The sequence below is a fragment of the Escherichia sp. E1V33 genome (assembly GCF_004211955.1).
GTDB lineage: Bacteria > Pseudomonadota > Gammaproteobacteria > Enterobacterales > Enterobacteriaceae > Escherichia.
Map to the genome: position 1 here is coordinate 257,379 of NZ_RHJI01000005.1, position 26,818 is coordinate 284,196.

The window sequence follows — 26,818 nt, forward strand, 5'->3', positions numbered from 1 at the left end:
AATGATTTAATAGCTAACATTCACGCACTGCCATCGGCAGCTTAGAAATAGAGGTATCTCCGGATACGGACTTGTAAACTGCCGTACAGGCAGCTCGCCCCCATCACAGGTTGCGAAACACCCCAAGCCATGGGTGATAACGCCAGTCATCGACCGCATCTTCTTCACTGGCCGGTACTCTCACTTCAGCAAACATTTCGCCAACACGCTGTATTTCACAACGTTGCTTATCAGCTAACTTCAACAAAACGTGCCGGAAATCCATCACGCCCCAGCAAGCGACGCCGCTGGCGCATCTCACCTCTTCTCGCCTGAAATTCCCTTGCGCTTTACGCTCGTTGTCGTCCGTACGGGAATAGAAACGCGCTTCGCTTTCTTCATCATCCATATGCAGAAAAAACACCGCCTCCGGCAAAGGGGAATATCGAAACGGCGTCTGGCGTTGCATCCAGCCGTTCCAGCTTAGCGGTGCACGCCACCATTGCGCCGCCACCACATGTTTGCTTTTACTGCTCATCAATTCAGCGGATAAACGACTATGTTCAAGCTCCGCCAGTTTGTTGTCATTATTGGCAGACAGGATCCGCGGCAAGGCGTTAATCGTCCGGTAGTCCGCGATCGGAATCAGTTCGCAAATATCGTGGCTATTCAGCAAGTGTTCTTTTGTTTCGAAACCTGGTTTACAAAATGCGGGGGCTTTTTTCTGCAATGCCTTAATATTGCTACGTAAAATAACCAGATTCTCACTGGTCGGCACATTTCTACGGTGGCGCTGAATACGTCCGGCAAACTGGATAATCGAACGCATGGAGCTTGGTTCGATAATTCCCCAGTCCGCATCCCAGTCACGCCCCACTTCTATAACCGATGTCCCCAACACCACAAACAGATGGTGCGATTCCGGACGGTTATGTAAGGCTTCAGCGATATCTTCGTTGTTCCAGAAATCGAGTTCGTTATGACGAGTAAAAGCGCGATCCAGTCGCTTCTCAATATCTGAACGCACCGCCAAAGGGTGTCGGGAGTGGTAAACACAGTAATGAATGCAGACATCTTCTGGTGAAGGAATGGCAATCAGGGCTTTGGTCACCGCAACCAGTGGATTGATATTCGCGAAGCGCACCAGGCCCAGCGAAACGGTTTTACCGCTTTCGTGTCGCTGGCGATGCGCCTGATGCAACTTCAGCATTTGCGTATGTACCGTCTGGGCCACACTTTCGGTAACGTCATGTATCGCACCCGATGCAGATGAAACCGAAGCTACACGCCCGAAATGCAGTCGCTCTTTTTCAGCCAGCATCACCGCTCGTCGTGCAACAAATTTGGCATGAGCATCACGAAACCCAGACCCGTCGCAAATTTGCGTTGCATCAGCATCTTTTTCATCAAACCAGGCACAGCAGATATTGACGGGTCTGCCGTTGGTACCACAAGACGCCTGCCATATTTTACGCCCAGCAAGATAAGCCGCGAACAGCGCCTGAATCAGCCCTGGCGGTAGCGTCGCCGAGGAGAGTAATACCCGCGTTCCCAGCATCCCGGCCCAGTTCATCAAACGACATACCGCATGAAGATCGGCAATATCAAAGTCATCAGGTTCGTCGAGCACTAAATCGCTGGTTAACAGGCGCAACATCGCCGGAAGCTGTTTCCCGCCACGCACACCCTCGGTCGCGGAAATAAGGTGATCAATCGTCGCGACCAGAATCGGCGCGCTCACTAACTCCTTAAGTTTGCTGTCATCCTTCAACCATTTTTCCAGCGCCCCGGTATGCAGGCTGCCTTCGTACTTCACGAACTGTTGCTCCTCTGCTGGCGACTCTTGCGAAGCACTTCCGCAATCATTGTCGATTTTTTCCTGCTGCCAGAGTTGCTTAACTGCCGCCGAACCAATCAGTACCGCCAGCTCATCCTCACCCAATCCAAGCCGACTGCGCAGAGCATCGCCGGTTTGCAAAGTCAGCGTGCGTAATCCCAGCGCAACGGTAAAGCGGCACCCTTCTCGCTCGTCGGCAAGTGCATACATAATGCGGGCGTTCGCAAAGGTTTTACCACACCCCGTCGAGGCCATATTGACGCCGAAAAATCCCTCTTCACGACTTCGTTCACGTAACGCTCGCGCCACATCCCAGGCTTTATCTTGCCAGCGATATTTCGTATCTGCGGCCCGCTGGCTAAAACCTTTATGTCGGGCAATTGCCGGAAGCGATGCCCGTGTGTGCATCAGTTGCCGCCCAAGCAGATACGCATGATGCGCGACGCCCACAAGATGCTCGTCTAGCCGTTGTTTGAGCGTGCCGCTTTGACGATCGCTATTTGCCCAGACGATATATTCCGGGTCTTGCCATTTTTGCTGCGCGTCATTAGATGAATAATTGTGATCGGCAAGCATCAGGCAAAAACGCGCCATATGTAATGGAAACAGTTGCTCCATCTGTCCCCATTCCTTTAAACCGTTAGCGTTACGCGCCCGGCGGGCTATCTGACGCGCTTTTTCTCGCCAGCTTGCGCTTTGAAGCGGCGTTCCAGACGGAAACTGCCAGACGTGCTCAAAATCCTGTTGCGTCCAGTCATTTTTGCGGTGGTTGACGGCATTCCAGTCAGCATTGAGTTGCTTCTCGAGCCAACTTTCACACCCTTTGCATGATTGTTCCGGTTGTGGAGAAAGATTCTCCGGCATTCGATGATGGGAAAGGATCAGCCAACCTATCGTTTTGGCTAGCGGTTGCAGCGAACTGAATGGACTATTTGAAAAATGAGGCGTGTCTTTTTGCAGGCGCTCAAGAATCGCGGTTTCATCATCTGCCGTTAATTCCCCGAGTTTCTCCAGCCACACATCGTCTGGCTGTTCACCAACAAACGCCTGGAAAAGCCGCAGTGAGATCCATTCATGCCGATAAGGTTGATAACTGCGGGCATTCTTTTGGGTCAGGCTTTGCTGAAAACTGCGTCCGGATTTTCCAAAATCATGAAATAACCCCGCGATGGCTGCCAGCAACGCAATGCTTTCCGCACATTGCCAGCGGTTTTCTTCTTTGTTCACCAGGCTGGTTTGCGTTGTTCGATTTGTGGGAACGCGCCCCTGAGCATTAAAACGACGAATATTGCCCACAATCCACATCAACTCCATTTGCCCGTTCTTTTTCAGCCAGTGACATGCCACCGCGGTATTTCGCCTGGCTGTTTTGCGCAGTAAGCGGCGTAAAGTGTTAACACCTTCCTGAGTAATCACCGTTTGCCATGCGGCATCACCAGTACGTTCGGCAAATTGGTCAATAATGCGGCAGCTTTCTACGCGAGCATTTTTCGTACAGCGAGAGATAATAAGGACATTCATTGGTCAGCCTTAGCCAGTGCCTGGGCCGTATCTTGCAAGGAGGTGATCATGACATCCAGAGCATCTGCTTGTTGAAAGACATTGATGCAGCGTTGACGAAACTCCTGAGCATCTTCTCCCGCCATTGCGGCAATAAATGCTTGCGGCATAACCAGGGCATCTTTAATCAGATCGGCAAGGTCAAAAACGAGGCCGCCGCGACGTGTCTTACCGTGCATTACTGCTAAACCGTGCGGGATCCCGGTTATCCACGCCGCCACTGCCGCCAGCCCATAAGCCAGATAATTACCCTGATCGAGGAAGCGGTTAGCCATATCAACTCCACCTCCCCGTTTTGCGCGGGTAAAGTCGCCATAGCCTACGGTTTGGCTCACCATTTTGTAGAGTGCTTTGGTCAATTTGGCCTCTACGAGCATAAGCTGCGTATGGTTTTCTGCCGCCTCTATTTCTTCACGAGTACGATTTAGCAGGGTCTGCAGCGCATTAGCCTCAGGCTGAAAGGCGTGTTCACGCTGCATTTTCGCGCTGGTCCAGTACTTATCGATATGTGTCAGGCGGATTAACTGAAAACGTTTCGCGGCGGCAAGTCGTTTATCTTCAACAAACCAAAAAGAAACCCACTGCTGAAGATATTCAGTAGGACGATATTCGCTTTGCGGACTGAGCCAGGAGACATCAACATCAACTTCATTTGCCGAATACAGCGGCGTACCATCCGTACCACAAAAGCCCACCATCACCCCGGCATGGGCGAATTCACGCATCGCCGCCTGAGTAACGGATGTTCCCATTCCCAACATCAATGCCGTGGTATTCGCAATGGGGATATTCCAGTAGTACGACTCCTTACCTTCACTGGTAACATATTCCACTCGCCCACCGTTCACCTGTACCCGGCATTTTTCCAGATAATAAATATTGGCGCGTTTAGAGTGGAGAATGGTTTTGAGATCGGAAGGCGTAAGGTAATTCGAAGACATAAACACATCCTGTGATTATTTTTGTTTGAAGGAGTCAGGATTAGTACAGCATTGATTTCTGTGCGAGAAATTGATTTTTATCGCAATTATCACAATTGTTATTGTGTGTTGCAGCTAATGGTTCGGAGTTGAGAACGCCATAATGCAGCTAAATTTCTGCCATCATCGTATTTGTGAAGCTGCCTGTACGGCAGTGAACCAGCCGAAATATCACTTTTCGCCATCTCTTCCTTTCTAAGCTGCCTGTACGGCAGTGAACATACCGCATGAAGATCGGCAATATCAAAGTCATTTCTAAGCTGCCTGTACGGCAGTGAACGGATTGTTGAACGCAGTCAGCAGGCGGAACGATTTCTAAGCTGCCTGTACGGCAGTGAACCTATTTTTTCAGAAATGGCCTTTTCCATTTCTTTTCTAAGCTGCCTGTACGGCAGTGAACTCTGTAGCCAGCCCGCACTCGATGGCCAGATTTTTCTAAGCTGCCTGTACGGCAGTGAACAATTACACAGACTTAACGAATTGTTACGGGCATTTCTAAGCTGCCTGTACGGCAGTGAACCGTACCGGAGATAATGCCACGTTTGTTATCGTTTTCTAAGCTGCCTGTACGGCAGTGAACTTGGGATTGAAGAAAAGCCAGGGTGTTTCGGTTTTCTAAGCTGCCTGTACGGCAGTGAACGTACTATGCAAATGCTCGGGGGACGTCCTTCATTTCTAAGCTGCCTGTACGGCAGTGAACCGTGATCCGCGCGGAATGCCTGGCTGTTTGCATTTCTAAGCTGCCTGTACGGCAGTGAACTCTGCCACTCAAGCGGCAGATGCTCAGACTCTTTTCTAAGCTGCCTGTACGGCAGTGAACACTTCTCGTCAATCCACTCCTGATGTTCATCATTTCTAAGCTGCCTGTACGGCAGTGAACTAACGCTCGGTGGCGGATTCTTTAGAGGTTGATTTCTAAGCTGCCTGTACGGCAGTGAACAATAAGACAATCCGTTCAATCGTCGCTTCCTGTTTCTAAGCTGCCTGTACGGCAGTGAACGGTAAAACCGCCATTGCAGCGTTTATTACAGATTTTCTAAGCTGCCTTTACGGCAGTGAACTTTGTATGATACGCGTAATACCTGCTTATGATTTTCTAAGCTGCCTGTACGGCAGTGAACATTAACGCGCCCATCAGCACCGCGCAGGATCATTTCTAAGCTGCCTGTACGGCAGTGAACTCAAATACTACACGTTTAGCCCGTTGTTAATAAAGCAAAACCATCTCATTTTCCTGCTGCCACCCTTTTTTATCCTTACCTTCCAGCAGCACTAATTATCAACAACTTACCATCATCATCAAAAAAAGGGTCTGAACCTCCTCCACCCCATAAATAAAAAGTCCGTAACCCCTGACGAGATTACGGACTTCATCAACCTACCTAAAAATCTGATTAATGCGCGGCTTCCGGTTTATGCTTTTGTGCACTCTGGAACCCGTAGGTCAGCTCATTTTTCTCTTTATCCAGCGCGACGGTCACCTGGCCACCATCCACCAGCGAACCAAACAGCAATTCGTTAGCGAGCGGTTTTTTCAGGTTGTCCTGAATGACGCGTGCCATCGGACGTGCGCCCATCGCCCGGTCGTAGCCTTTCTCGGCCAGCCAGTTACGCGCTTCCTGACTCACTTCCAGAGAAACACCTTTCTGATCCAACTGAACCTGCAACTCGACGATAAACTTATCCACTACCTGGTGGATCACGTCTGTAGAGAGATGATCGAACCAGATAATGTTGTCGAGACGGTTACGGAACTCCGGCGTAAAGATCTTCTTGATCTCTTCCATCGCATCGGTGCTGTTATCCTGCTGGATAAGACCAATGGATTTACGCTCGGTTTCACGTACCCCGGCGTTGGTGGTCATCACCAGCACCACGTTACGGAAGTCCGCCTTGCGCCCGTTGTTATCGGTCAGCGTGCCGTTGTCCATCACCTGCAACAGAATGTTGAACACGTCCGGATGCGCTTTCTCGATTTCGTCCAGCAGCAGCACCGCGTGCGGATGCTTGATGACGGCATCGGTCAGCAGACCGCCCTGATCAAAACCAACGTATCCTGGAGGCGCACCAATCAAACGACTAACGGTATGACGTTCCATATATTCGGACATATCAAAGCGCAGAAGCTCAATACCCAGTGCTTTGGAAAGCTGTACCGTCACCTCGGTTTTCCCGACCCCGGTTGGACCAGCAAACAGGAATGAACCAACTGGTTTATGTTCGTGACCTAAACCCGCACGCGCCATCTTGATGGCCTCGGTAAGCGCTTCAATGGCTTTATCCTGACCGAAGACCAGCATTTTCAGGCGATCGCCAAGGTTTTTCAGCGTATCGCGGTCACTCTGAGACACGCTCTTCTCAGGGATACGTGCAATACGAGCTACCACGGACTCGATATCCGCCACATTCACCGTTTTCTTGCGCTTGCTTACCGGCATCAAACGTGCGCGAGCGCCCGCTTCGTCGATAACGTCAATCGCTTTGTCCGGCAGATGACGATCGTTAATGTATTTCACCGCCAGCTCCACCGCCGCACGCACCGCTTTCGCGGTATAACGCACATCGTGGTGCGCTTCGTACTTCGGTTTCAGTCCATTGATAATTTGAACAGTTTCTTCGATCGACGGTTCAGTAATATCGATTTTCTGGAAGCGACGCGCCAGAGCACGGTCTTTCTCGAAAATGTTGCTGAACTCCTGATAAGTCGTCGATCCAATCACGCGAATTTTACCGCTGGAGAGCAACGGTTTGATCAGGTTGGCTGCATCTACCTGCCCGCCAGACGCTGCGCCCGCTCCAATGATGGTATGGATCTCATCGATAAACAGGATGCTGTTAGTATCCTGTTCCAGCTGCTTGAGCAACGCTTTAAAACGTTTTTCAAAGTCGCCGCGATATTTGGTGCCTGCTAACAGGGAGCCGATATCGAGAGAGTAAATCGTACAGTCAGCCATGATTTCCGGCACATCGCCCTGAACAATTCGCCAGGCAAGACCTTCAGCAATCGCCGTTTTACCGACGCCAGACTCCCCAACCAGCAGCGGGTTGTTTTTACGGCGACGGCAGAGAACCTGAATGGCGCGCTCCAGTTCCTTCTCACGACCTATCAGCGGGTCAATTCCGCCCACGCGTGCAAGCTGGTTCAGGTTAGTCGTGAAATTCTCCATACGGTCCTCCCCACCAGCTTGTTCTTCACTGCCCGGCTGGTTTCCTGGTTCAGAAGACTGAGATGGCTCGTCTTTACGCGTGCCATGAGAAATAAAGTTCACCACATCAAGACGGCTGACTTCATGTTTGCGCAACAAATACGCCGCCTGCGATTCCTGTTCGCTAAAGATAGCGACCAGAACATTCGCACCGGTAACTTCACTGCGACCGGAGGACTGAACATGGAAGACCGCACGCTGCAATACACGCTGAAAACTCAAGGTCGGCTGCGTGTCGCGCTCCTCTTCACTGGCGGGCAGAACAGGTGTGGTTTGTTCAATAAAGGCTTCCAGTTCCTGACGGAGCGCAACCAGGTCCACGGAACACGCTTCCAGCGCCTCCCGGGCCGATGGGTTACTGAGCAATGCCAGTAACAAGTGCTCGACGGTCATAAACTCATGACGGTGCTCGCGCGCTCTGGCGAAAGCCATGTTTAAACTGAGTTCCAGTTCTTGATTGAGCATAGGCACCTCCCCCAATTTTTATACCTGCATTCAGGCTTTTTCCAGCGTACACAGCAATGGATGCTCGTTCTCCCTTGCGTACTTGTTCACCATCGCCACTTTGGTTTCTGCAACCTCAGCGGTAAAGACTCCGCAAATGGCCTTCCCCTGGTAGTGAACAGCAAGCATCAATTGCGTTGCACGTTCTACATCATAAGAAAAGAATTTTTGTAACACGTCAATAACAAACTCCATTGGAGTGTAATCATCATTGACTAATATCACTTTATACATAGATGGCGGTTTTAGCGCGTCGCGAACTTTTTCTTCCGCCAGTTGATCAAAGTCCAGCCAGTCGTTCGTTTTACCCATTGTCAGTTATCATCTTCGGTTACGGTTACCGGCAGAACGCTCTGCCGCTGACAAGAGCGTATTTGCCTGACCAATCTACTCCACATGATAGATAATTATCATCTATCGTTGGTATAAGCGACATCAGTGACATTACTGTCAATAGCGTTAACTGCTTCAAATTTTTGATGCATACCTACCCCCTGGCCCCTGTCAAACGCTTGACGACTCGCCCCATTTCTCTAAATTGTATTTCTAGAGTTGGCGAGGTTTTGAACTGCCCCCTCTCTGACCCCGGTTTATTCCATCTTACTTGTATAAGATTTGCGAAGGATGTCGAAGCATGGAAAAGGGTACTGTTAAGTGGTTCAACAATGCCAAAGGGTTCGGTTTCATCTGCCCTGAAGGCGGTGGCGAAGATATTTTCGCTCATTATTCCACCATCCAGATGGATGGTTACAGAACGCTAAAAGCTGGGCAACCCGTTCAGTTTGATGTCCACCAAGGGCCAAAAGGCAATCACGCCAGTGTTATTGTGCCCGTCGAAGTAGAAGTAGCAGTCGCATAGCTCTTCTGTCTCATTGTGTACATCCTAAAGGCAAAATGCCAGCCCGATCGGCTGGCATTTTTATCTCAAAAATCACTCTCGCGCCAAAGCATCCACTGGATCCAACCGTGCCGCATTTCGTGCAGGTAGCCAGCCAAATAAAATGCCCGTAACGGTTGAGCATAAAAACGCCAGCAGCAACGCTAGTGGAGAAAAGCCTATCTCCCAGCCGGGTAAAAAAAGCTGTAAAGTGAAGGCAATTAACAGCGACAGCATTATCCCCATCGCGCCGCCCACCAGACAAACCAGCACGGCTTCAATCAGAAATTGTTGCAGAACATCGCTGGCACGCGCGCCAACGGCCATGCGAATACCAATTTCCCGCGTCCGCTCGGTTACTGACACCAGCATAATATTCATAACGCCAATGCCGCCTACCACCAGCGAAATAACCGCTACCAGCGTCAAAAACAGTTGTAAAGTCCGTGTGGTTTTCTCAACTGTTTTCAAGACGCCGTCCATGTTCCAGGTAAAGAAGTCTTTTTTGCCGTGGCGCAGCGACAACAATCGGGTGAGTTGTTGTTCCGCTTCGCTGCTGTCATAGCCTTCTTTTACTCTCACAGTGATGGAGTTCAGCCACGACTGCCCCATAACCCGCCCTGACATGGTGCTGTAAGGCAACCAGACGCGCAGCACTTTACTACTGCCGAACATCGACTGTTTCTCTTCCGCCACGCCGATGACTCTCGCAGGCATATTACCAACCAGAATGACCTCGCCAATCACATCGGCCTTATGCGGGAAAAGCTGGCGACGGGTGTTGCTGTCGAGAACCACCACCTGTGCGCGGCCGTTCAGTTGCTCCTGATTAAAGGTATTCCCTTCGCTGAAGGTCATGCCGTAGACATTGAAATAATCGCCGCTCACACCGTTGGCGCTGGCGGCAACATCAACATTGTTATAACGCAGACGCAGGTTTTGCGAGACGGCGGGCGTGGCAGAGGCGACCCACGGTTGTTTTTGTATGGCGACTAAATCGTCGTACTTTAGCGCCTGCTGATATTGCGGATCGTCATCGCCAAAATCTTTCCCGGGATAGACATCAATGGTGTTGGTGCCGATAGAGCGAATATCTGCCAGTACCATTTGTTTAGCCGCGTCGCCTACTACGACGATAGAAACCACCGACGCAATACCAATAATAATCCCCAGCATGGTCAGTAAGGTGCGCATTTTATTCGCTGCCAGCGCCCGCCACGCCATCGTCAGCGCCTCATTAAAACCGCTGACGAACTGCCGCCAGCCAGACACCGTTTTGACTATCGGTTCCGTCCTCGTGGCGGTATTCATCTTTTCAATAGCAGGAGGATTACGCACAATTTCGCCGTCACGAATTTCGATCACCCGCTCCGCCTGAGACGCAACCTGTGGATCGTGGGTAACGATAATCACCGTGTGTCCGCGATCGCGCAACTGATGCAATATCGCCATCACCTCTTCGCCAGAATGGCTGTCCAGTGCGCCGGTAGGTTCATCGGCGAGGATCACCTGCCCGCCGTTCATTAACGCACGAGCAATACTGACACGCTGCTGCTGGCCACCGGAAAGCTGGGCGGGGTAATAATCCAGCCGTTCTTCCAGTCCCAGTCGTTGCAGCAACTCCTGAGCGCGCAGCAATCGCTGTTTACGCTCAAGTCCGGCATAGACGGCGGGAACTTCGACGTTTTGCTCGGCGGTTAAATGTGAAAGCAAGTGGTAACGCTGGAAAATAAAGCCGAAATGCTCGCGACGAAGCTGCGCCAGCGCATCGGCGTCCAGCTTGGCAACATCCTGGCCGGCAACGCGATAGGTTCCACTGGTCGCTTTATCCAGGCAGCCGAGGATATTCATCAGGGTCGATTTACCGGAGCCCGAAGCGCCGACAATTGCCACCATCTCACCGGCATAAATATCCAGGCTGATGCCCTTTAGCACTTCAACCTGCTCGTCTCCAGCGGGATAGCTACGGCGAATATCCTTTAGTTCGAGCAAGGGCGTCATTGTGCAGCTCCTGGTTTGGCCTCACCAATCACTACTTCATCGCCCGCTTCCAGCCCTTTGACAATCTCAACATCGGTGTCGTTACGCGCGCCAATCGTCACTTCGCGCTCGCGTATTTCGCCATTACGCAGCAGTTTGATTTTATAACGGTTATCGCCAACCGAATCCCCCAGTGCCGACAACGGAATGGTGAGTACGTTTTTCACGTCAGCGAGTTGAATGTGGACCTGCGCAGTCATATCCAGGCGCAGTAAACCATTGGGGTTTGGCACTTCAAAACGGGCGTAGTAGAAAATGGCGTCGTTGACCTTTTCTGGCGTTGGCAGCACATCTTTAATCTGCCCTTCGTAGCGCGTCAGCGGATCGCCGAGCACGGTGAACCAGGCTTTTTGACCTGGTTTCAGGTGAATGACATCCGCTTCCGACACCTGTGCTTTCACCAGCATGGTACTCATATCCGCCAGGGTCAGAATGTTTGGCGCTTGTTGTGCGGCAATTACCGTCTGCCCTTGCAGAGTGGTGATTTGCGTGACTTCACCTGCCATCGGAGCAACGATGCGGGTGTAATCGAGATTCGTTTTCGCCGTGTCGAGAGACGCCTGATTCCGTTTGATTTGCGCGTCGATTGTACCTATTTGCGCCTGTTTAACTGCCATCTCCGTCGCTGCGGTGTCGAGATCCTGTTGCGAAACCGCCTGCGTTTGCGCCAGTCGTTGCTGGCGTGAGTATGTCACCCGTGCCAGTTTCAGTTCTGCTTCTGCCTGTTGCCTTTGCGCACGCAACTCCATCAGTGTCGCTTCCACTTCCTTGATCTGGTTTTCTGCCTGTTCAGGATCAATAACCCCTAAAAGCTGATCTTTTTTTACTTTATCGCCAATCGCCACCGACAGCGTTTTCAACTGCCCGCTGACCTGCGCACCTACATCAACCTTTCTTAGCGCGTCCAGTTTTCCGGTCGCCAGCACGCTTTGCTGCAAATCACCGGGGCGCACAATCAATGTCTGATAAGTCGGCACTGGCGCATTGAGTGTTCTCCACAACGCAATCAGCGCGACGATGACGATCGCCAGCGCAATAACGTAACGCTTCTTAAGGTTTTTTCGCTTTTTCATAAATATTCTGAATGCTCCATATGCGCGTAAGGGGCTGCCAACTTCAACGAAACATCAACAAAAATATAAAATTTACGTTAGTAATCACACGATTGATGTTTGGTTAAGATGCCCGATGGTGAAATCGGCGTTACGTATAATCATTGATTTTATGAATATGTCTCAGTTCACTGAACGAGCATTTACACCATCTGAATCTCTTAGCAGCATGTCTCTTTTCCTTAGTCTGGCAGGGGGTCAGTGGCGGCCGGGTAAATTCTGGCATCGCCGTCGGTTTCGCCAGAAATTTTTACTGCGCTCTTTGATTATGCCGCGTTTAAGCGTTGAGTGGATGAACGAACTCTCCCACTGGCCTAACCTCAGGACGCTGTTAATGCGTCAGCCGCGCTTACCGGTTCGCCTGCATCGCCCTTACCTTGCCGTGAATATGACCCGTAAGCAATTGCTGGAGGCGTTACGTTACCATTATGCGTTGCTGCGCGCGTGCATGTCGGCGGAAGAGTTCAGCTTATATTTGAACACCCCGGGACTGCAACTTGCGAAGCTGGAAGGAAAAAACGGCGAGCAGTTCACCCTTGAACTGACCATGATGATCTCAATGGATAAGGAAGGTGACAGCACAATTCTGTTCCGCAACAACGAAGGTATTCCTCTGGCGGAGATCACATTCACACTGTGTGAGTATCAGCGGAAAAGGACGTTATTTATAGGCGGGCTGCAAGGTGCGAAATGGGAAATTCCGCACCAACAGATCCAGAATGCGACGAAAGCCTGCCACGGGCTATTTCCCAAACGACTCGTGATGGAAGCGGTCTGCCTCTTTGCGCAACGCTTACAGGTCGAACAAATTATTGCTGTCAGCAATGAAACACATATTTACCGCAGCCTGCGTTATCGCGATAAGGAAGGAAAAATCCATGCTGACTATAACGCGTTCTGGGAGTCGGTTGGCGGCAAATGCGATGCAGAGCGGCATTATCGGCTTCCTGATCAAATAGCGCGAAAAGAGATTGCGGAGATCGCCAGTAAAAAGCGGGCTGAATACCGCCGACGCTACGAAATGCTCGACGCTATTCAGCCTCAGATTGCCATGATGTTTCGCGGTTAATCAGCCCGACCACGAGCCAACCATAGCACGCGCGAGAACATTTTTTTCAGCAACGTAGGCACTGATTCCACACCGCGCCGTCCGGCCTCCATGGCAACTTCAATGGCAAGGTCAGGCTTGGAAGAGCGATGGATCGCTTTTGAAATAACTTTGCGCAAATTCATCGGCACGTTTTCCGGGATCTGCGCCACGCGATGGAACACGTCGGAAAACCCCTGACGATACATAAAATGTTCCATATCCAGCGCCGGTAACGTTGTCAAATGTTCACGTTCAGCTTCGCGATCGTTATTCAGCAGGCTGCGCACCGTTGCGGCATATTTCTTCCCGGCTTCATCGCCATCGACCAGCACATGCCACTCAATCCCCATCCGCCGGGCAAATTTAACCAGTGGTTTTAGCCCGGACTGGGCAAACTCAATGACCTTAATCCCTTCGGCATCGAAATGGTGCCCACACTGGCGCGCCAGTTCGTTGATAACCCAGGTTTCCGTTTCCCCTTCCACCAGCAACCAGCAGCGAGCAAACAGCGATGACGGACGATTAAAACGAATGTGAAAAGAGATGCGGCGACTGTCTTCGGTGCTCAAGCCACTTGGCCCCAGACGCCAGGCGGCAACGCGGGAAGATTCACGCACCAGACGGCAAACATGTTCCACTGGAGTTAACGAAAGTAGCTCGCCAGAGTTGGTGGTAGCAATGCGTTGTAAAGGCAAAAGATTCAACAGATGCCAGGCAACTGAAAGCATAATCGGATGCAGGCGGGTTTCTGGATCTTCTATTAGCAATAATGGACGCGCGTCTTTATCCAGCCGCAATGTCCCTTTTGCCTGCAATAAAGTGGCAAACAGGCCGAGTAAAATGACCCGATACGAGCGCCCTCCAGGTCTGTCAATCATCCGGTTGATGATATCGAGATAACGCCAACTCCGTTGCTCATTGCTGGCTCGCCGACGCATTAAGCGATATCTCGCCTGCCCGGCCCCTTGCTCCGAGAAATAATGCTCAAGCAGTTGCACCATTGCCGAAAGCCCTTGGCGAATCTGTCCATCGGAGAGATTTTGCGGGTGTGAGGATAACTCGCGGGCGAGAAAATCTAACTGCCGCGCGGTGACCTCCACATTAGGTACATTTGGTACAGTTCCATTGCGAATGCGGCGCATAAAGCGGGCGTCACGCAAACGCAGAACTGGCATCAACCGCACCAGGTGACGTGCCTGATCGTTAATATCTTCGACATCAATCGAATGCCCGTCTTTATCAAGAAAGCTGCGTAGTGTCATCACGCTGCCATCTTCCGCACTCTCCCCTTCAAGACGGTAAAAAATGCGGTGATACCCATCGGTACAGGGTGTCCAGCATGCCTCAAGCGGGCGATAACGGCGTACACGATGCCGTCCTGGCAGCGACTCGCGAAAGGTCAGAATGATATGCAGATGGTGTTCCCGGCCATTGATATCACCTGGCGGAAACCAGAAATCATCGCGATCAAAATGGTAGAGGTCTGACTCTGGCGATAACAGCAGGGTTAAGGCGTCCAGCAAGCTGGATTTACCCCACGCGTTCTCCCCAATCAGGACGTTGTTTTGCTCCAGCATCAAAGACAATCGGTTGATACCGCGAAAGCCCACAATTTCAACGCGCTCAAGAATCATATCCCCTCCAGAAATATGTTACTTTTCCTTTACTCTGGCAGTATAACGGGAAAGGCCGAGACAATACGTGACGACATCACAATTAAGCATGGCAAATGTCTGAAAAATGAGCGAATAATTGTGTTATACGTCTTTATGTTGCCTCTCCTTAAAAAAACAATAGAATCAAATAATTAACCTTGTAAATTATTTTTTATTACCTCTAAAGGCTTATTTCAGCCGTTTGCACTACACTGTCAATCAGGCAAATGACTATATGGGGGAACTGACTGTTGCCCTAAATCAAAATTACTGGATTTATTTATCTGGCGAATGGTTCGCCTTCGTTTTTAAAATACCAATGCATTATTTCTGTCGTCATTTTTTACGACGACCCTATAAAACGACCATATTTTTCACAGGGTCAATTTTTAATTGAGGTGGATATGTTCAGAAAATTAGCAGCTGAATGTTTTGGTACTTTCTGGCTTGTATTTGGTGGCTGCGGTAGCGCCGTGCTGGCGGCAGCGTTCCCGGAATTAGGCATTGGCTTTGCCGGTGTCGCGCTGGCGTTTGGTCTGACCGTGCTGACGATGGCCTTCGCTGTCGGTCATATCTCCGGTGGCCACTTTAACCCGGCGGTCACTATTGGTTTATGGGCTGGCGGCCGTTTCCCGGCAAAAGAAGTGATTGGTTACGTAGTAGCCCAGGTTATCGGCGGTATTGTTGCGGCAGCACTGCTGTATTTAATCGCCAGCGGTAAAGCTGGGTTTGATGCGGCAGCAAGCGGCTTTGCTTCTAACGGTTATGGCGAGCATTCACCGGGCGGCTATTCCATGCTTTCTGCACTGGTGGTTGAACTGGTATTGAGTGCGGGCTTCCTGTTAGTGATCCACGGTGCAACCGACAAATACGCTCCGGCAGGTTTTGCGCCGATCGCTATTGGTCTGGCCTTAACCCTGATTCACTTAATCAGTATTCCGGTGACTAACACTTCCGTTAACCCGGCGCGCAGCACCGCGGTTGCCATCTTCCAGGGCGGCTGGGCATTAGAACAACTGTGGTTCTTCTGGGTGGTGCCAATTGTCGGTGGCATTATCGGTGGTCTAATTTACCGGACTCTGCTGGAAAAGCGTAATTAATTAACGCAGAAGGCCTGGCGTAATGTCAGGCCTTTTTTTAAGATGTTGTTATATGTTGATTCATCATCTTGTTGCGCTCCTTTCATGAGCTAAACCACATATTGCCACTGGCGCAAGGAGCGCGCAGGGGGCGGCCAATCGCCGCCGCCCCCTGCACCCCCGGGCTCTGGCGAACAAAATCGCCGCTGCGCGGTGCCCTCGACTTATCCCTTACGGCTACCGGGTCGGGCGCGAGGTAACATCCCTGTAAAACGCGCCCTCAGCCCACATCCATGTGGGCTGCCCCGGCCTTCAGGGAACGCCTCGGCGATTTTGACGCCACCAACATCGGTGCAGTTTGTAATTAAAGCGCAAGAATATCTTTAAATGAAAACGAATACTCTACTGCTCCTTATGCATAACATTTCCTTTTAATTGCAACTTTACTCGTCCTTCCGCTTTCAGTAGTGTGTCATCGCGCATTTCGACTTCTTTCTTTGCAAGGGCTGGGTTTTCATGTTTTCTGGGTTGTTAATCATTCTGGTTCCCCTGATTGTGGGCTACCTCATTCCGCTTCGCCAAAAAGCTGCGTTAAAACGCATTAACCAGCTATTAAGCTGGATGGTTTACCTCATTCTCTTTTTTATGGGTATCAGTCTGGCGTTTCTCGATAACCTCGCCAGTAACCTGTTGGCGATTCTGCATTATTCTGCCGTCAGTATTACCGTTATTTTACTGTGTAATATTGCCGCCTTACTGTGGCTGGAACGCGGTTTGCCATGGCGCAATAGCCACCAGCAAGAGAAATTGCCGTCGCGTATTGCAATGGCACTGGAGTCCCTCAAACTCTGCGGTGTGGTGGTGATTGGTTTTGCTATTGGCCTTAGCGGATTAGGTTTCTTGCAACACGCTACGGAAGCCAGCGAATACACGTTAATTCTGTTACTTTTCCTCGTCGGTATTCAGCTGCGTAACAATGGCATGACCTTAAAGCAGATTGTCCTTAATCGCCGTGGAATGATTGTCGCCGTGGTGGTGGTTGCCAGTTGTTTAATTGGCGGTTTAATTAATGCCTTTATTCTTGACCTTCCCATCAATACCGCGCTGGCAATGGCCTCCGGGTTCGGCTGGTATTCTCTTTCAGGGATCTTATTGACCGAATCTTTTGGTCCGGTAATCGGGAGCGCGGCGTTTTTTAATGATCTGGCCCGTGAGCTGCTTGCTATTATGTTGATTCCAGGGCTAATTCGCCGCAGCCGCTCTACTGCTCTGGGTTTATGTGGTGCCACATCAATGGATTTCACCCTGCCCGTTCTTCAACGTACAGGCGGGCTGGATATGGTCCCGGCGGCGATTGTTCACGGCTTTATTCTTAGCCTGTTAGTACCGATTCTCATCGCCTTTTTCTCCGCATAATACCTCTCTGGCGGTAGATCCCTGCCGCCAAAATTGCGCTAAATCAATCTCCCTTAAAGTTGCACTAAAAATCCCTTTTATCCCCGCGTTAAGCGTCTTAACCTTAAACATGTATATTAAATATAACTTTAAAAGGTGTGATCATGTTTTGTGTGCAATGTGAACAAACTATCCGTACTCCGGCAGGAAACGGCTGCTCATACGCGCAGGGGATGTGTGGTAAAACGGCGGAAACCTCTGACCTTCAGGATTTACTCATTGCAGCGCTGCAAGGGCTTTCTGCCTGGGCGGTAAAAGCGCGTGAATACGGCATCATCAACCACGATGTAGACAGCTTCGCGCCACGCGCATTTTTTTCAACCCTGACCAACGTTAACTTCGATTCTCCGCGTATTGTCGGCTATGCTCGAGAAGCAATTGCCCTGCGCGAGGCGCTGAAAGCACAATGCCTGGCTGTAGATGCAAACGCCCGCGTCGATAACCCGATGGCTGACCTGCAACTGGTGAGCGACGATCTCGGCCAGCTGCAACGTCAGGCAGCAGAATTTACCCCTAACAAAGATAAAGCGGCGATTGGCGAAAACATTCTCGGCCTGCGTCTGCTCTGCCTGTATGGCCTAAAAGGTGCGGCGGCCTATATGGAACACGCACACGTTCTCGGTCAATACGACAACGATATTTACGCCCAGTACCATAAAATCATGGCGTGGCTGGGGACCTGGCCTGCCGATATGAACGCGCTTCTCGAGTGTTCAATGGAAATCGGCCAGATGAACTTCAAAGTAATGAGCATTCTGGATGCAGGCGAAACCGGTAAATACGGTCACCCAACGCCAACTCAGGTCAACGTCAAAGCGACGGCGGGTAAATGCATCCTGATTTCCGGTCACGATCTTAAAGATCTCTACAACCTGCTGGAACAGACCGAAGGCACGGGCGTTAATGTCTACACCCACGGCGAAATGCTGCCTGCGCACGGCTACCCGGAGCTGCGTAAATTCAAACATCTGGTCGGTAACTACGGCAGCGGCTGGCAGAATCAGCAAGTTGAGTTCGCTCGCTTCCCTGGCCCCATCGTGATGACCTCGAACTGCATCATCGATCCAACCGTAGGGGCTTATGACGATCGTATCTGGACCCGCAGCATCGTTGGCTGGCCGGGCGTGCGTCATCTGGACGGTGATGATTTCTCTGCGGTCATTGCCCAGGCGCAACAAATGGCAGGCTTCCCATACAGCGAAATTCCGCACCTGATCACCGTGGGCTTTGGCCGCCAGACGCTGCTTGGCGCAGCGGATACGCTGATTGATCTGGTGAGCCGTGAAAAACTGCGTCATATCTTCCTGCTTGGTGGCTGTGACGGCGCACGCGGCGAACGTCACTACTTCACCGATTTCGCCACCAGCGTGCCGGATGACTGCCTGATCCTGACTCTCGCCTGTGGTAAATATCGCTTTAACAAACTTGAGTTTGGCGACATCGAAGGTCTGCCGCGTCTGGTGGATGCAGGTCAATGTAACGATGCTTACTCAGCGATTATTCTGGCGGTGACGCTGGCAGAAAAACTGGGCTGCGGTGTCAACGATCTGCCGCTGTCGCTGGTGCTCTCCTGGTTTGAACAGAAAGCGATTGTCATTCTGCTGACGCTGCTTTCTCTGGGCGTGAAAAATATCGTCACCGGCCCGACTGCACCTGGTTTCCTGACACCAGATCTGCTGGCGGTGCTGAACGAGAAATTCGGCCTGCGTTCTATCACCACTGTTGAAGAAGACATGAAGCAACTGTTGAGCGCGTAAGGAGTTAGCAGATGACGATGCCAACGAATCAATGCCCGTGGCGGATGCAGGTTCATCACATTAAGCAAGAAACGCCGGATGTGTGGACGATTTCCCTGATTTGCCACGATTACTACCCATATCGCGCCGGGCAATATGCACTGGTCAGCGTGCGTAACTCAGCGGAAACGCTGCGTGCTTATACCATCTCCTCCACGCCAGGCGTGAGTGAATATATCACCCTGACTGTGCGGCGGATTGATGACGGTGTCGGCTCCCAGTGGCTGACCCGCGATGTAAAACGTGGTGATTATCTCTGGCTTTCGGACGCGATGGGGGAATTTACCTGCGACGATAAAGCAGAAGATAAATTCCTGTTGCTGGCGGCAGGCTGCGGCGTCACGCCGATTATGTCGATGCGTCGCTGGCTTGCGAAGAACCGTCCACAGGCCGATGTGCAGGTGATCTACAACGTGCGTACGCCGCAGGATGTTATTTTCGCCGATGAGTGGCGTAACTATCCGGTAACGCTGGTGGCAGAAAATAACGTTACAGAAGGCTTTATCGCTGGTCGTCTCACTCGCGAACTGCTGGCAGGTATCCCTGACTTAGCTTCACGTACCGTGATGACCTGTGGCCCGGCTCCGTATATGGATTGGGTAGAGCAGGAAGTGAAAGCGCTCGGCGTGACGCGTTTCTTTAAAGAGAAATTCTTCACCCCAGTAGCGGAAGCGGCGACCAGCGGTCTGAAATTCACCAAACTGCAACCGGCGCAAGAATTTTACGCCCCGGTTGGCACCACGCTACTGGAGGCGCTGGAAAGCAATAACGTTCCGGTTGTCGCCGCCTGCCGTGCGGGTGTTTGCGGCTGCTGTAAGACTAAAGTGGTTTCCGGTGAATATACGGTGAGCAGTACAATGACGCTGACCGACGCCGAAATCGCTGAAGGTTACGTACTGGCCTGCTCCTGCCATCCGCAGGGGGATTTGGTTCTCGCGTAATCACATTACTTCTGGAGCGGGCTTTTCCCCTCACCCTAACCCTCTCCCCAATGGGGAGAGGGGACCGCCCGCGCTCGTTTCATCCATTCCTTGTCTGCAAGGAACCGTTCGCACTCATTTTCCCCTCTAACCTTCCCCCTCCGTCAGATGAACTAAACTTGTTACCGTTATCACATTCAGGAGATGGAAAACCATGAAACAAACGGTTGCAGCTTATATCGCCAAAACGCTCGAATCGGCAGGGGTCAAACGCATCTGGGGAGTCACGGGCGACTCTCTTAACGGCCTTAGCGACAGTCTTAATCGCATGGGCACCATCGAGTGGATGTCCACCCGTCATGAAGAAGTTGCGGCCTTTGCCGCTGGCGCTGAAGCCCAACTTAGCGGGGAACTGGCGGTCTGCGCCGGATCGTGCGGGCCAGGCAACCTGCACTTAATCAACGGCCTGTTCGATTGCCACCGCAATCACGTTCCGGTACTGGCGATTGCCGCTCATATTCCCTCCAGCGAAATTGGCAGCGGCTATTTCCAGGAAACCCACCCACAAGAGCTATTCCGCGAATGTAGTCACTATTGTGAGCTGGTTTCCAGCCCGGAGCAGATCCCACAAGTGCTGGCGATTGCCATGCGCAAAGCGGTGCTAAACCGTGGCGTTTCCGTTGTCGTGTTACCGGGCGACGTGGCGTTAAAACCTGCGCCAGAAGGGGCTACTACCCACTGGTATCACGCCCCCTTGCCCGTTATCACCCCGGAAGAAGAAGAGTTACGTAAACTGGCGCAACTGCTGCGTTACTCCAGTAATATCGCCCTGATGTGCGGCAGCGGCTGCGCAGGGGCGCATAAAGAGTTAGTTGAGTTTGCAGCGAAAATTAAAGCGCCTATTGTTCATGCCCTGCGTGGTAAAGAACATGTCGAATACGATAATCCATATGATGTTGGAATGACCGGGTTAATCGGCTTCTCGTCAGGTTTCCATACCATGATGAACGCCGACACGTTAGTGCTGCTCGGCACCCAGTTCCCCTACCGCGCGTTCTACCCGACCGATGCCAAAATTATTCAGATTGATATCAATCCTGCCAGCATCGGCGCTCACAGCAAGGTGGATATGGCACTGGTCGGCGATATCAAATCGACTCTGCGTGCATTGCTGCCGCTCGTGGAAGAAAAAACCGATCGCAAGTTTCTGGATAAAGCGCTGGAAGATTACCGCGATGCCCGCAAAGGGCTGGACGATTTAGCTAAACCGAGCGAGAAAGCCATTCACCCGCAATATCTGGCGCAACAAATTAGTCATTTTGCCGCCGATGACGCCATCTTTACCTGTGACGTCGGCACGCCAACGGTGTGGGCAGCACGTTATCTGAAAATGAACGGCAAGCGTCGCCTGTTAGGTTCTTTTAACCACGGTTCGATGGCTAATGCCATGCCTCAGGCACTGGGCGCGCAGGCAACAGAGCCGGAACGTCAGGTGGTCGCCATGTGCGGCGATGGCGGTTTCAGTATGTTGATGGGCGATTTCCTCTCGGTGGTGCAGATGAAACTGCCGGTGAAAATTATCGTCTTTAATAACAGCGTGCTGGGCTTTGTGGCGATGGAGATGAAGGCCGGAGGCTACCTGACAGACGGTACTGAGCTGCACGACACCAACTTTGCCCGTATCGCCGAAGCGTGCGGCATTACGGGTATTCGTGTAGAAAAAGCCTCTGAAATCGATGAAGCCCTGCAACGCGCCTTCTCTATCGATGGTCCGGTGTTGGTGGATGTGGTGGTCGCCAAAGAAGAGTTAGCCATTCCACCGCAGATCAAACTTGAACAGGCCAAAGGTTTCAGCCTGTATATGCTGCGCGCAATCATCAGCGGACGCGGTGATGAAGTGATCGAACTGGCGAAAACGAACTGGCTAAGGTAAAAAGGGTGGCATTTCCCGTCATAATAAGGACATGCCATGATTGATTTACGCAGTGATACCGTTACCCGACCGAGCCGCGCCATGCTCGAAGCGATGATGGCCGCCCCGGTTGGAGACGACGTTTACGGAGACGACCCTACCGTTAATGCTCTGCAGGACTATGCGGCAGAGCTTTCCGGTAAAGAAGCCGCCATTTTTCTGCCTACCGGCACTCAGGCCAACCTGGTCGCTCTGCTCAGTCACTGCGAACGCGGCGAAGAGTATATTGTCGGTCAGGCCGCGCATAACTATCTGTTTGAAGCCGGTGGCGCAGCCGTGCTGGGCAGTATTCAGCCGCAACCCATCGACGCGGCTGCTGACGGTACGCTACCGCTGGATAAAGTCGCCATGAAAATCAAACCCGACGATATCCATTTCGCCCGCACCAAATTACTCAGTCTCGAAAACACCCACAACGGCAAAGTGCTGCCGCGTGAATACCTTAAAGAAGCATGGGAATTTACCCGCGAGCGCAATCTGGCGCTGCATGTTGACGGCGCGCGCATCTTTAACGCCGTGGTGGCTTACGGCTGCGAACTGAAAGAGATCACGCAATATTGTGATTCGTTCACCATTTGCCTGTCGAAAGGTCTTGGGACGCCAGTCGGTTCATTACTCGTCGGTAATCGTGATTACATTAAACGTGCCATTCGCTGGCGGAAAATGTCAGGTGGCGGGATGCGCCAGTCCGGCATTCTGGCAGCCGCCGGGATGTATGCGCTGAAAAATAACGTCGCTCGCTTGCAGGAAGACCACGACAATGCCGCCTGGATGGCAGAGCAACTGCGTGAAGCAGGCGCGGATGTGATGCGTCAGGACACCAATATGCTGTTTGTCCGCGTCGGGGAAGAAAATGCTGCCGCGTTAGGCGAATACATGAAAGCGAGAAACGTGCTGATTAACGCCTCGCCGATTGTCCGCCTGGTGACCCATCTTGACGTCTCGCGTGAACAACTGGCTGAAGTCGCCGCCCACTGGCGCGCTTTCCTGGCGCGTTAAGGAGGGAGACGTGCCGCAACGCATTTTAGTTCTCGGTGCCAGTGGCTACATTGGTCAGCATCTGGTGCGGGCACTCAGCCAGCAGGGGCATCAGATCCTGGCGGCGGCACGTCATGTCGACAGGCTTGCAAAGCTGCAACTGGCAAACGTCAGTTGCCATAAAGTTGATCTTAGCTGGCCGGATAATCTTCCGGCCCTGTTGCAGGGTATCGATACCGTCTATTTTCTTGTGCACAGCATGGGCGAAGGCGGTGATTTTATCGCTCAGGAGCGCCAGGTTGCTCTCAACGTCCGTGATGCGCTGCGCGAAGTGCCAGTTAAGCAATTAATTTTTCTCAGTTCGTTGCAGGCTCCGCCACATGAGCAGTCAGACCATCTGCGCGCCCGTCAGGCTACGGCGGACATTCTACGTGAAGCGAATGTACCGGTGACCGAATTACGTGCCGGAATTATCGTTGGTGCAGGTTCCGCAGCGTTCGAAGTGATGCGCGATATGGTTTACAACCTGCCAGTGTTAACGCCGCCACGCTGGGTACGCTCACGCACCACGCCCATCGCGCTGGAAAACCTGCTGCACTATCTGGTGGCGCTGTTAGACCATCCAGCCTGCGAACATCGCATCTTCGAAGCCGCCGGGCCAGAGGTGCTCAGTTATCAACAACAATTTGAACATTTTATGACCGTGAGCGGTAAGCGCCGCTGGTTGATTCCCATTCCCTTTCCCACCCGCTGGATTTCGGTATGGTTTCTCAACGTGATTACTTCCGTACCGCCCACCACCGCCAAGGCGTTGATTCAGGGGCTGAAACACGATCTGCTGGCAGATGACACCGCGTTACGTGCGCTCATTCCACAACCACTGATCGCTTTCGATGACGCGGTACGTAGCACGTTGAAAGAGGAAGAAAAACTGGTCAACTCCAGCGACTGGGGATATGACGCGCAGGCTTTTGCTCGCTGGCGACCAGAATACGGTTATTTCGCCAAACAGGCCGGTTTTACGGTTAAAACTTCCGCCAGCCTTCAGGCGCTATGGCGGGTGGTCAATCAAATCGGCGGTAAAGAGCGTTACTTCTTTGGCAATATTTTGTGGCAGACCCGGGCACTGATGGACCGTGCGATCGGTCATAAACTGGCGAAAGGTCGCCCTGAGCGGGAATATTTGCAGACGGGCGATGCGGTAGATAGCTGGAAAGTGATTGTCGTTGAACCGGAAAAACAACTTACGTTGTTATTTGGTATGAAAGCGCCGGGGCTGGGACGACTTTGTTTTACGCTGGAGGATAAAGGCGACTACCGCACCATAGACGTTCGCGCTTTCTGGCATCCGCACGGCATGCCAGGCCTGTTTTACTGGCTTTTCATGATCCCTGCACATCTGTTTATTTTTCGCGGCATGGCAAAACGAATCGCCAGACTTGCAGAACAAATCACAGATTAATCGAAAAAAACCTGCGTGATTCTTTCATGTTTCCCATTGCATCAAGGGGGAAATCACGAAAGAATGCGCACGTCGTCTTATCAACAACAGTGGAATGATATGAAGGTACTGGTTACCGGCGCCACCAGCGGCTTAGGTCGGAACGCGGTTGAATTTTTATGCCGGAAAGGCATCAGCGTGAGAGCGACCGGTCGCAACGAAGCGATGGGCAAATTGCTGGAAAAAATGGGCGCAGAGTTTGTCCGGGCGGATCTGACCGAACTTGTCTCCTCACAGGCTAAAGTGATGCTCGCAGGCATTGATACGCTTTGGCATTGCTCCAGCTTTACCTCGCCCTGGGGAACGCAGCAGGCTTTCGATCTAGCCAACGTTCGCGCCACGCGTCGCCTGGGCGAATGGGCGGTTGCCTGGGGAGTGCGTAACTTTATTCATATTTCTTCGCCTTCACTGTACTTCGATTATCATCACCACCGGGATATCAAAGAAGATTTTCGCCCTCATCGCTTCGCCAACGAATTTGCCCGCAGTAAGGCCGCCAGCGAAGAAGTGATCAATATGCTCTCCCAGGCGAATCCACAAACACGCTTTACTATTCTGCGTCCACAAAGTCTGTTTGGGCCACACGATAAAGTGTTCATCCCCCGCCTGGCACATATGATGCACCACTACGGCAGCATTCTGTTACCGCACGGTGGCAGTGCGCTGGTCGATATGACCTACTACGAAAATGCCGTACATGCCATGTGGCTGGCGAGCCAGGAAAACTGCGACAAACTGCCTTCCGGCAGAGCATACAACATTACCAATGGTGAGCATCGTACACTGCGCAGCATCGTGCAGAAGCTCATCGACGAACTGAATATTGATTGCCGTATTCGTTCAATTCCCTACCCGATGCTGGATATGATCGCCCGCAGTATGGAGCGTTTAGGCCGCAAATCAGCGAAAGAGCCGCCGCTAACTCACTACGGCGTCTCCAAGTTGAATTTTGACTTTACGCTGGATATTACGCGTGCGCAGGAAGAGTTAGGTTATCAGCCTGTCATCACGCTGGATGAAGGGATCGAGAAAACTGCCGCCTGGTTACGCGATCACGGAAAACTGCCGCGCTAATCCTGACCGTATTTCTCCAGCAACGCTTGTGCGATGGCCAGGGTTTCTGCATCCGCTTCGCCGTTATATAACGTCGGGCGGAAGTGCATCTGGAAAGCCATAATCACTCGTTGCTGTTCTCCTGGAGTCATCTCTGGTTTCACGTCGTAGCCGTAACGGGCCAACATTTCCAGCAATGAGGCGGTATCTACCGGTGTGTGCGGCACACGCCCGGCAAGATAAAAGTTCACCCGCTGCGCATCAGGCCAGGCACCAATCCCCTGTTGCGCCAGTTGCTGCCACGGAAATAACGGCCCGGGATCATCTTTGCGCTGTGGCGCAATATCTGCATGAGCCACTACGTTTTCCGGTTTGATGTGATAGCGGGCGATAATATCCTTCGCCAATGGAATGAGCGCCTGAATTTGTGCCGGTTCAAATGGCGCAAAATATTTCACCCCTGCTGATGTTTGCCAGCCACGATTTTCCAGCTCAATACCTATAGATGTGTCGTTAATTCGTGTCGCTCCACGCCAGGCGCTGATCCCCGCATGCCAGGCCAGTTCCTGTTCTGGTACCAATTGCCAGATACGCGGCTTACCGTTGTAAAGTGGTGGCACGGCAGGAATCAGATAATGCGAACTCACGTGCTTATCGGTCAGTGTCGCCAGTGACGTATCAAAGTCCTCTGCCGTGTAGTGGATAACCAGCACTTTGATACGAGGATACGCCGCCTGCGCCAGGCGTCGGCTATCGAGTTGGTAGCCCTCTTTCTCTACAATACCTTTTTCGCCTGCGCATCCTGCCAGGAACAAAGCGGCGGCAGCCAGCCAGAAGACTCTGCTCATCGACGCGTTTTCACCGCCGTTCCGCTGACGCTAACCATCAGCATACTGCCGTTTTGCCCGACCGTTTCGTAGTCGATATCAATGCCGACCACGGCGTCAGCCCCCAGCGCTCGCGCCTGCTCACCAAGTTCCTCAAAGGCTATCTCCCGCGCTTTACGCAGTTCTTTTTCATACGCACCGGAACGTCCGCCAACGATATCGCGGATCCCCGCAAAGAAATCGCGAAAAATGTTAGCACCTAAAATCGCTTCGCCGGTCACCACACCGCAATATTCAACGATGGTCTGGCCTTCAAGTGTTGGGGTTGTGGAAAATTGCATGATCGATCTCCTTGTTTGCTAAGCCTTCGATCTTCAAAGCATTATCGGACTGATAC

The 26,818-nt window shown here is 51.9% G+C and carries 20 protein-coding genes and 1 CRISPR repeat array; of the genes, 10 read left to right on the plus strand and 10 right to left on the minus strand.

The annotated features are described in order from the left end of the window. Positions 1-103: 103 nt before the first annotated feature. The 5 genes from cas3f to D9742_RS23340 form a co-directional block, all read right to left on the minus strand. Positions 104-3,337: a type I-F CRISPR-associated helicase Cas3f gene (cas3f, locus tag D9742_RS05740; protein ID WP_130236271.1), complete on the minus strand. Its 3,234-nt coding sequence runs from the start codon at positions 3,335-3,337 to the stop codon at positions 104-106. Next, a complete protein-coding gene (gene cas1f / locus D9742_RS05745) occupies positions 3,334-4,317 on the minus strand; it encodes a type I-F CRISPR-associated endonuclease Cas1f (protein WP_130236272.1) in 984 nt (327 codons plus the stop codon). The genes cas3f and cas1f overlap by 4 nt, the downstream gene beginning before the upstream one ends. Positions 4,318-4,488: 171 nt before the next feature. Continuing rightward, a CRISPR array of direct repeats spans positions 4,489-5,537; the repeat unit is 28 nt; unit sequence TTTCTAAGCTGCCTGTACGGCAGTGAAC. Between the two features lie 213 nt (positions 5,538-5,750). After that, positions 5,751-8,027 carry an ATP-dependent Clp protease ATP-binding subunit ClpA gene (gene clpA, locus D9742_RS05750; protein ID WP_130222134.1) on the minus strand — a complete coding sequence of 759 codons (2,277 nt, stop codon included), beginning with the start codon at positions 8,025-8,027 and terminating at the stop codon, positions 5,751-5,753. Between the two features lie 30 nt (positions 8,028-8,057). Further along, positions 8,058-8,378: an ATP-dependent Clp protease adapter ClpS gene (gene clpS, locus D9742_RS05755; protein ID WP_000520781.1), complete on the minus strand. Its 321-nt coding sequence runs from the start codon at positions 8,376-8,378 to the stop codon at positions 8,058-8,060. Positions 8,379-8,476: 98 nt separating this feature from the next. Continuing rightward, positions 8,477-8,551: a hypothetical protein gene (locus tag D9742_RS23340; RefSeq protein WP_214251107.1), complete on the minus strand. Its 75-nt coding sequence runs from the start codon at positions 8,549-8,551 to the stop codon at positions 8,477-8,479. Positions 8,552-8,700: 149 nt separating this feature from the next. Between D9742_RS23340 and cspD the strand changes: the two genes are divergently transcribed. Next, the gene (gene cspD / locus D9742_RS05760; RefSeq protein ID WP_064530179.1) at positions 8,701-8,925 is read left to right on the plus strand and encodes a cold shock-like protein CspD; all 225 of its coding nucleotides are present in this window, start codon (positions 8,701-8,703) and stop codon (positions 8,923-8,925) included. 72 nt (positions 8,926-8,997) lie between these two features. On the opposite strand, the gene macB is transcribed toward cspD, so the two are convergent. Together macB and macA are read right to left on the minus strand one after the other, a co-directional pair. Beyond that, positions 8,998-10,944, minus strand: a complete 1,947-nt coding sequence (gene macB, locus D9742_RS05765) for a macrolide ABC transporter ATP-binding protein/permease MacB (protein WP_130236273.1) — start codon at positions 10,942-10,944, stop codon at positions 8,998-9,000. Next, positions 10,941-12,056 carry a macrolide transporter subunit MacA gene (gene macA, locus D9742_RS05770; RefSeq protein ID WP_130236274.1) on the minus strand — a complete coding sequence of 372 codons (1,116 nt, stop codon included), beginning with the start codon at positions 12,054-12,056 and terminating at the stop codon, positions 10,941-10,943. The genes macB and macA overlap by 4 nt, the downstream gene beginning before the upstream one ends. Before the next feature lie 151 nt (positions 12,057-12,207). On the opposite strand from macA, the gene D9742_RS05775 reads away from it, so the two are divergent. Further along, positions 12,208-13,164 (plus strand): VirK/YbjX family protein, encoded by a 957-nt coding sequence (locus D9742_RS05775; RefSeq protein ID WP_130236275.1) that lies wholly within the window; start codon positions 12,208-12,210, stop codon positions 13,162-13,164. On the opposite strand, the gene D9742_RS05780 is transcribed toward D9742_RS05775, so the two are convergent. Continuing rightward, a complete protein-coding gene (locus tag D9742_RS05780; RefSeq protein ID WP_130236276.1) occupies positions 13,161-14,819 on the minus strand; it encodes an ATP-dependent endonuclease in 1,659 nt (552 codons plus the stop codon). The two genes, D9742_RS05775 and D9742_RS05780, sit on opposite strands and share 4 nt — an antisense overlap. 425 nt (positions 14,820-15,244) lie before the next feature. On the opposite strand from D9742_RS05780, the gene aqpZ reads away from it, so the two are divergent. The 8 genes from aqpZ (at position 15,245) to D9742_RS05820 (ending at position 25,615) form a co-directional block, all read left to right on the plus strand. Continuing rightward, complete coding sequence (gene aqpZ / locus D9742_RS05785; RefSeq protein ID WP_130236277.1) at positions 15,245-15,940, plus strand: aquaporin Z; 696 nt, start codon at positions 15,245-15,247, stop codon at positions 15,938-15,940. A 495-nt stretch (positions 15,941-16,435) separates the two neighbouring features. Next, the gene (gene lysO, locus D9742_RS05790; protein ID WP_130236278.1) at positions 16,436-17,335 is read left to right on the plus strand and encodes an L-lysine exporter LysO; all 900 of its coding nucleotides are present in this window, start codon (positions 16,436-16,438) and stop codon (positions 17,333-17,335) included. Between the two features lie 143 nt (positions 17,336-17,478). After that, positions 17,479-19,131 (plus strand): hydroxylamine reductase, encoded by a 1,653-nt coding sequence (gene hcp / locus D9742_RS05795; RefSeq protein WP_130236279.1) that lies wholly within the window; start codon positions 17,479-17,481, stop codon positions 19,129-19,131. Between the two features lie 11 nt (positions 19,132-19,142). Further along, positions 19,143-20,111, plus strand: a complete 969-nt coding sequence (gene hcr / locus D9742_RS05800) for an NADH oxidoreductase (protein WP_130236280.1) — start codon at positions 19,143-19,145, stop codon at positions 20,109-20,111. 193 nt (positions 20,112-20,304) lie between these two features. Next, entirely contained in the window at positions 20,305-22,023 is a 1,719-nt protein-coding gene (poxB, locus tag D9742_RS05805; RefSeq protein ID WP_130236281.1) for a ubiquinone-dependent pyruvate dehydrogenase, read from the plus strand. A gap of 36 nt (positions 22,024-22,059) precedes the next feature. Continuing rightward, positions 22,060-23,061, plus strand: a complete 1,002-nt coding sequence (ltaE, locus tag D9742_RS05810; protein WP_130236282.1) for a low-specificity L-threonine aldolase — start codon at positions 22,060-22,062, stop codon at positions 23,059-23,061. 10 nt (positions 23,062-23,071) lie between these two features. Then, positions 23,072-24,502, plus strand: coding sequence for an SDR family oxidoreductase (locus D9742_RS05815; RefSeq protein ID WP_130236283.1), 1,431 nt, complete (start codon positions 23,072-23,074; stop codon positions 24,500-24,502). A gap of 99 nt (positions 24,503-24,601) precedes the next feature. Continuing rightward, positions 24,602-25,615 (plus strand): NAD(P)-dependent oxidoreductase, encoded by a 1,014-nt coding sequence (locus tag D9742_RS05820; protein ID WP_130236312.1) that lies wholly within the window; start codon positions 24,602-24,604, stop codon positions 25,613-25,615. Here the strand turns inward: D9742_RS05820 and D9742_RS05825 are convergent. Further along, the gene (locus D9742_RS05825) at positions 25,612-26,442 is read right to left on the minus strand and encodes an N-acetylmuramoyl-L-alanine amidase (protein ID WP_130236284.1); all 831 of its coding nucleotides are present in this window, start codon (positions 26,440-26,442) and stop codon (positions 25,612-25,614) included. The genes D9742_RS05820 and D9742_RS05825 overlap by 4 nt on opposite strands. Then, entirely contained in the window at positions 26,439-26,762 is a 324-nt protein-coding gene (locus D9742_RS05830) for a heavy metal-binding domain-containing protein (RefSeq protein ID WP_001160732.1), read from the minus strand. Before D9742_RS05830 ends, D9742_RS05825 begins: the two co-directional genes overlap by 4 nt. Between the last annotated feature and the right edge of the window lie 56 nt (positions 26,763-26,818).

Excerpts from the sequence above, each read along its gene's own strand:
- cas3f (WP_130236271.1), bottom strand. The coding sequence starts at position 3,337 with ATGAATGTCCTTATTATCTCTCGCTGTACGAAAAATGCTCGCGTAGAA.
- cas1f (WP_130236272.1), bottom strand. The coding sequence starts at position 4,317 with ATGTCTTCGAATTACCTTACGCCTTCCGATCTCAAAACCATTCTCCAC.
- clpA (WP_130222134.1), bottom strand. The coding sequence starts at position 8,027 with ATGCTCAATCAAGAACTGGAACTCAGTTTAAACATGGCTTTCGCCAGA.
- clpS (WP_000520781.1), bottom strand. The coding sequence starts at position 8,378 with ATGGGTAAAACGAACGACTGGCTGGACTTTGATCAACTGGCGGAAGAA.
- cspD (WP_064530179.1), top strand. The coding sequence starts at position 8,701 with ATGGAAAAGGGTACTGTTAAGTGGTTCAACAATGCCAAAGGGTTCGGT.
- macB (WP_130236273.1), bottom strand. The coding sequence starts at position 10,944 with ATGACGCCCTTGCTCGAACTAAAGGATATTCGCCGTAGCTATCCCGCT.
- macA (WP_130236274.1), bottom strand. The coding sequence starts at position 12,056 with ATGAAAAAGCGAAAAAACCTTAAGAAGCGTTACGTTATTGCGCTGGCG.
- D9742_RS05775 (WP_130236275.1), top strand. The coding sequence starts at position 12,208 with ATGAATATGTCTCAGTTCACTGAACGAGCATTTACACCATCTGAATCT.
- D9742_RS05780 (WP_130236276.1), bottom strand. The coding sequence starts at position 14,819 with ATGATTCTTGAGCGCGTTGAAATTGTGGGCTTTCGCGGTATCAACCGA.
- aqpZ (WP_130236277.1), top strand. The coding sequence starts at position 15,245 with ATGTTCAGAAAATTAGCAGCTGAATGTTTTGGTACTTTCTGGCTTGTA.
- lysO (WP_130236278.1), top strand. The coding sequence starts at position 16,436 with ATGTTTTCTGGGTTGTTAATCATTCTGGTTCCCCTGATTGTGGGCTAC.
- hcp (WP_130236279.1), top strand. The coding sequence starts at position 17,479 with ATGTTTTGTGTGCAATGTGAACAAACTATCCGTACTCCGGCAGGAAAC.
- hcr (WP_130236280.1), top strand. The coding sequence starts at position 19,143 with ATGACGATGCCAACGAATCAATGCCCGTGGCGGATGCAGGTTCATCAC.
- poxB (WP_130236281.1), top strand. The coding sequence starts at position 20,305 with ATGAAACAAACGGTTGCAGCTTATATCGCCAAAACGCTCGAATCGGCA.
- ltaE (WP_130236282.1), top strand. The coding sequence starts at position 22,060 with ATGATTGATTTACGCAGTGATACCGTTACCCGACCGAGCCGCGCCATG.
- D9742_RS05820 (WP_130236312.1), top strand. The coding sequence starts at position 24,602 with ATGAAGGTACTGGTTACCGGCGCCACCAGCGGCTTAGGTCGGAACGCG.
- D9742_RS05825 (WP_130236284.1), bottom strand. The coding sequence starts at position 26,442 with ATGAGCAGAGTCTTCTGGCTGGCTGCCGCCGCTTTGTTCCTGGCAGGA.
- D9742_RS05830 (WP_001160732.1), bottom strand. The coding sequence starts at position 26,762 with ATGCAATTTTCCACAACCCCAACACTTGAAGGCCAGACCATCGTTGAA.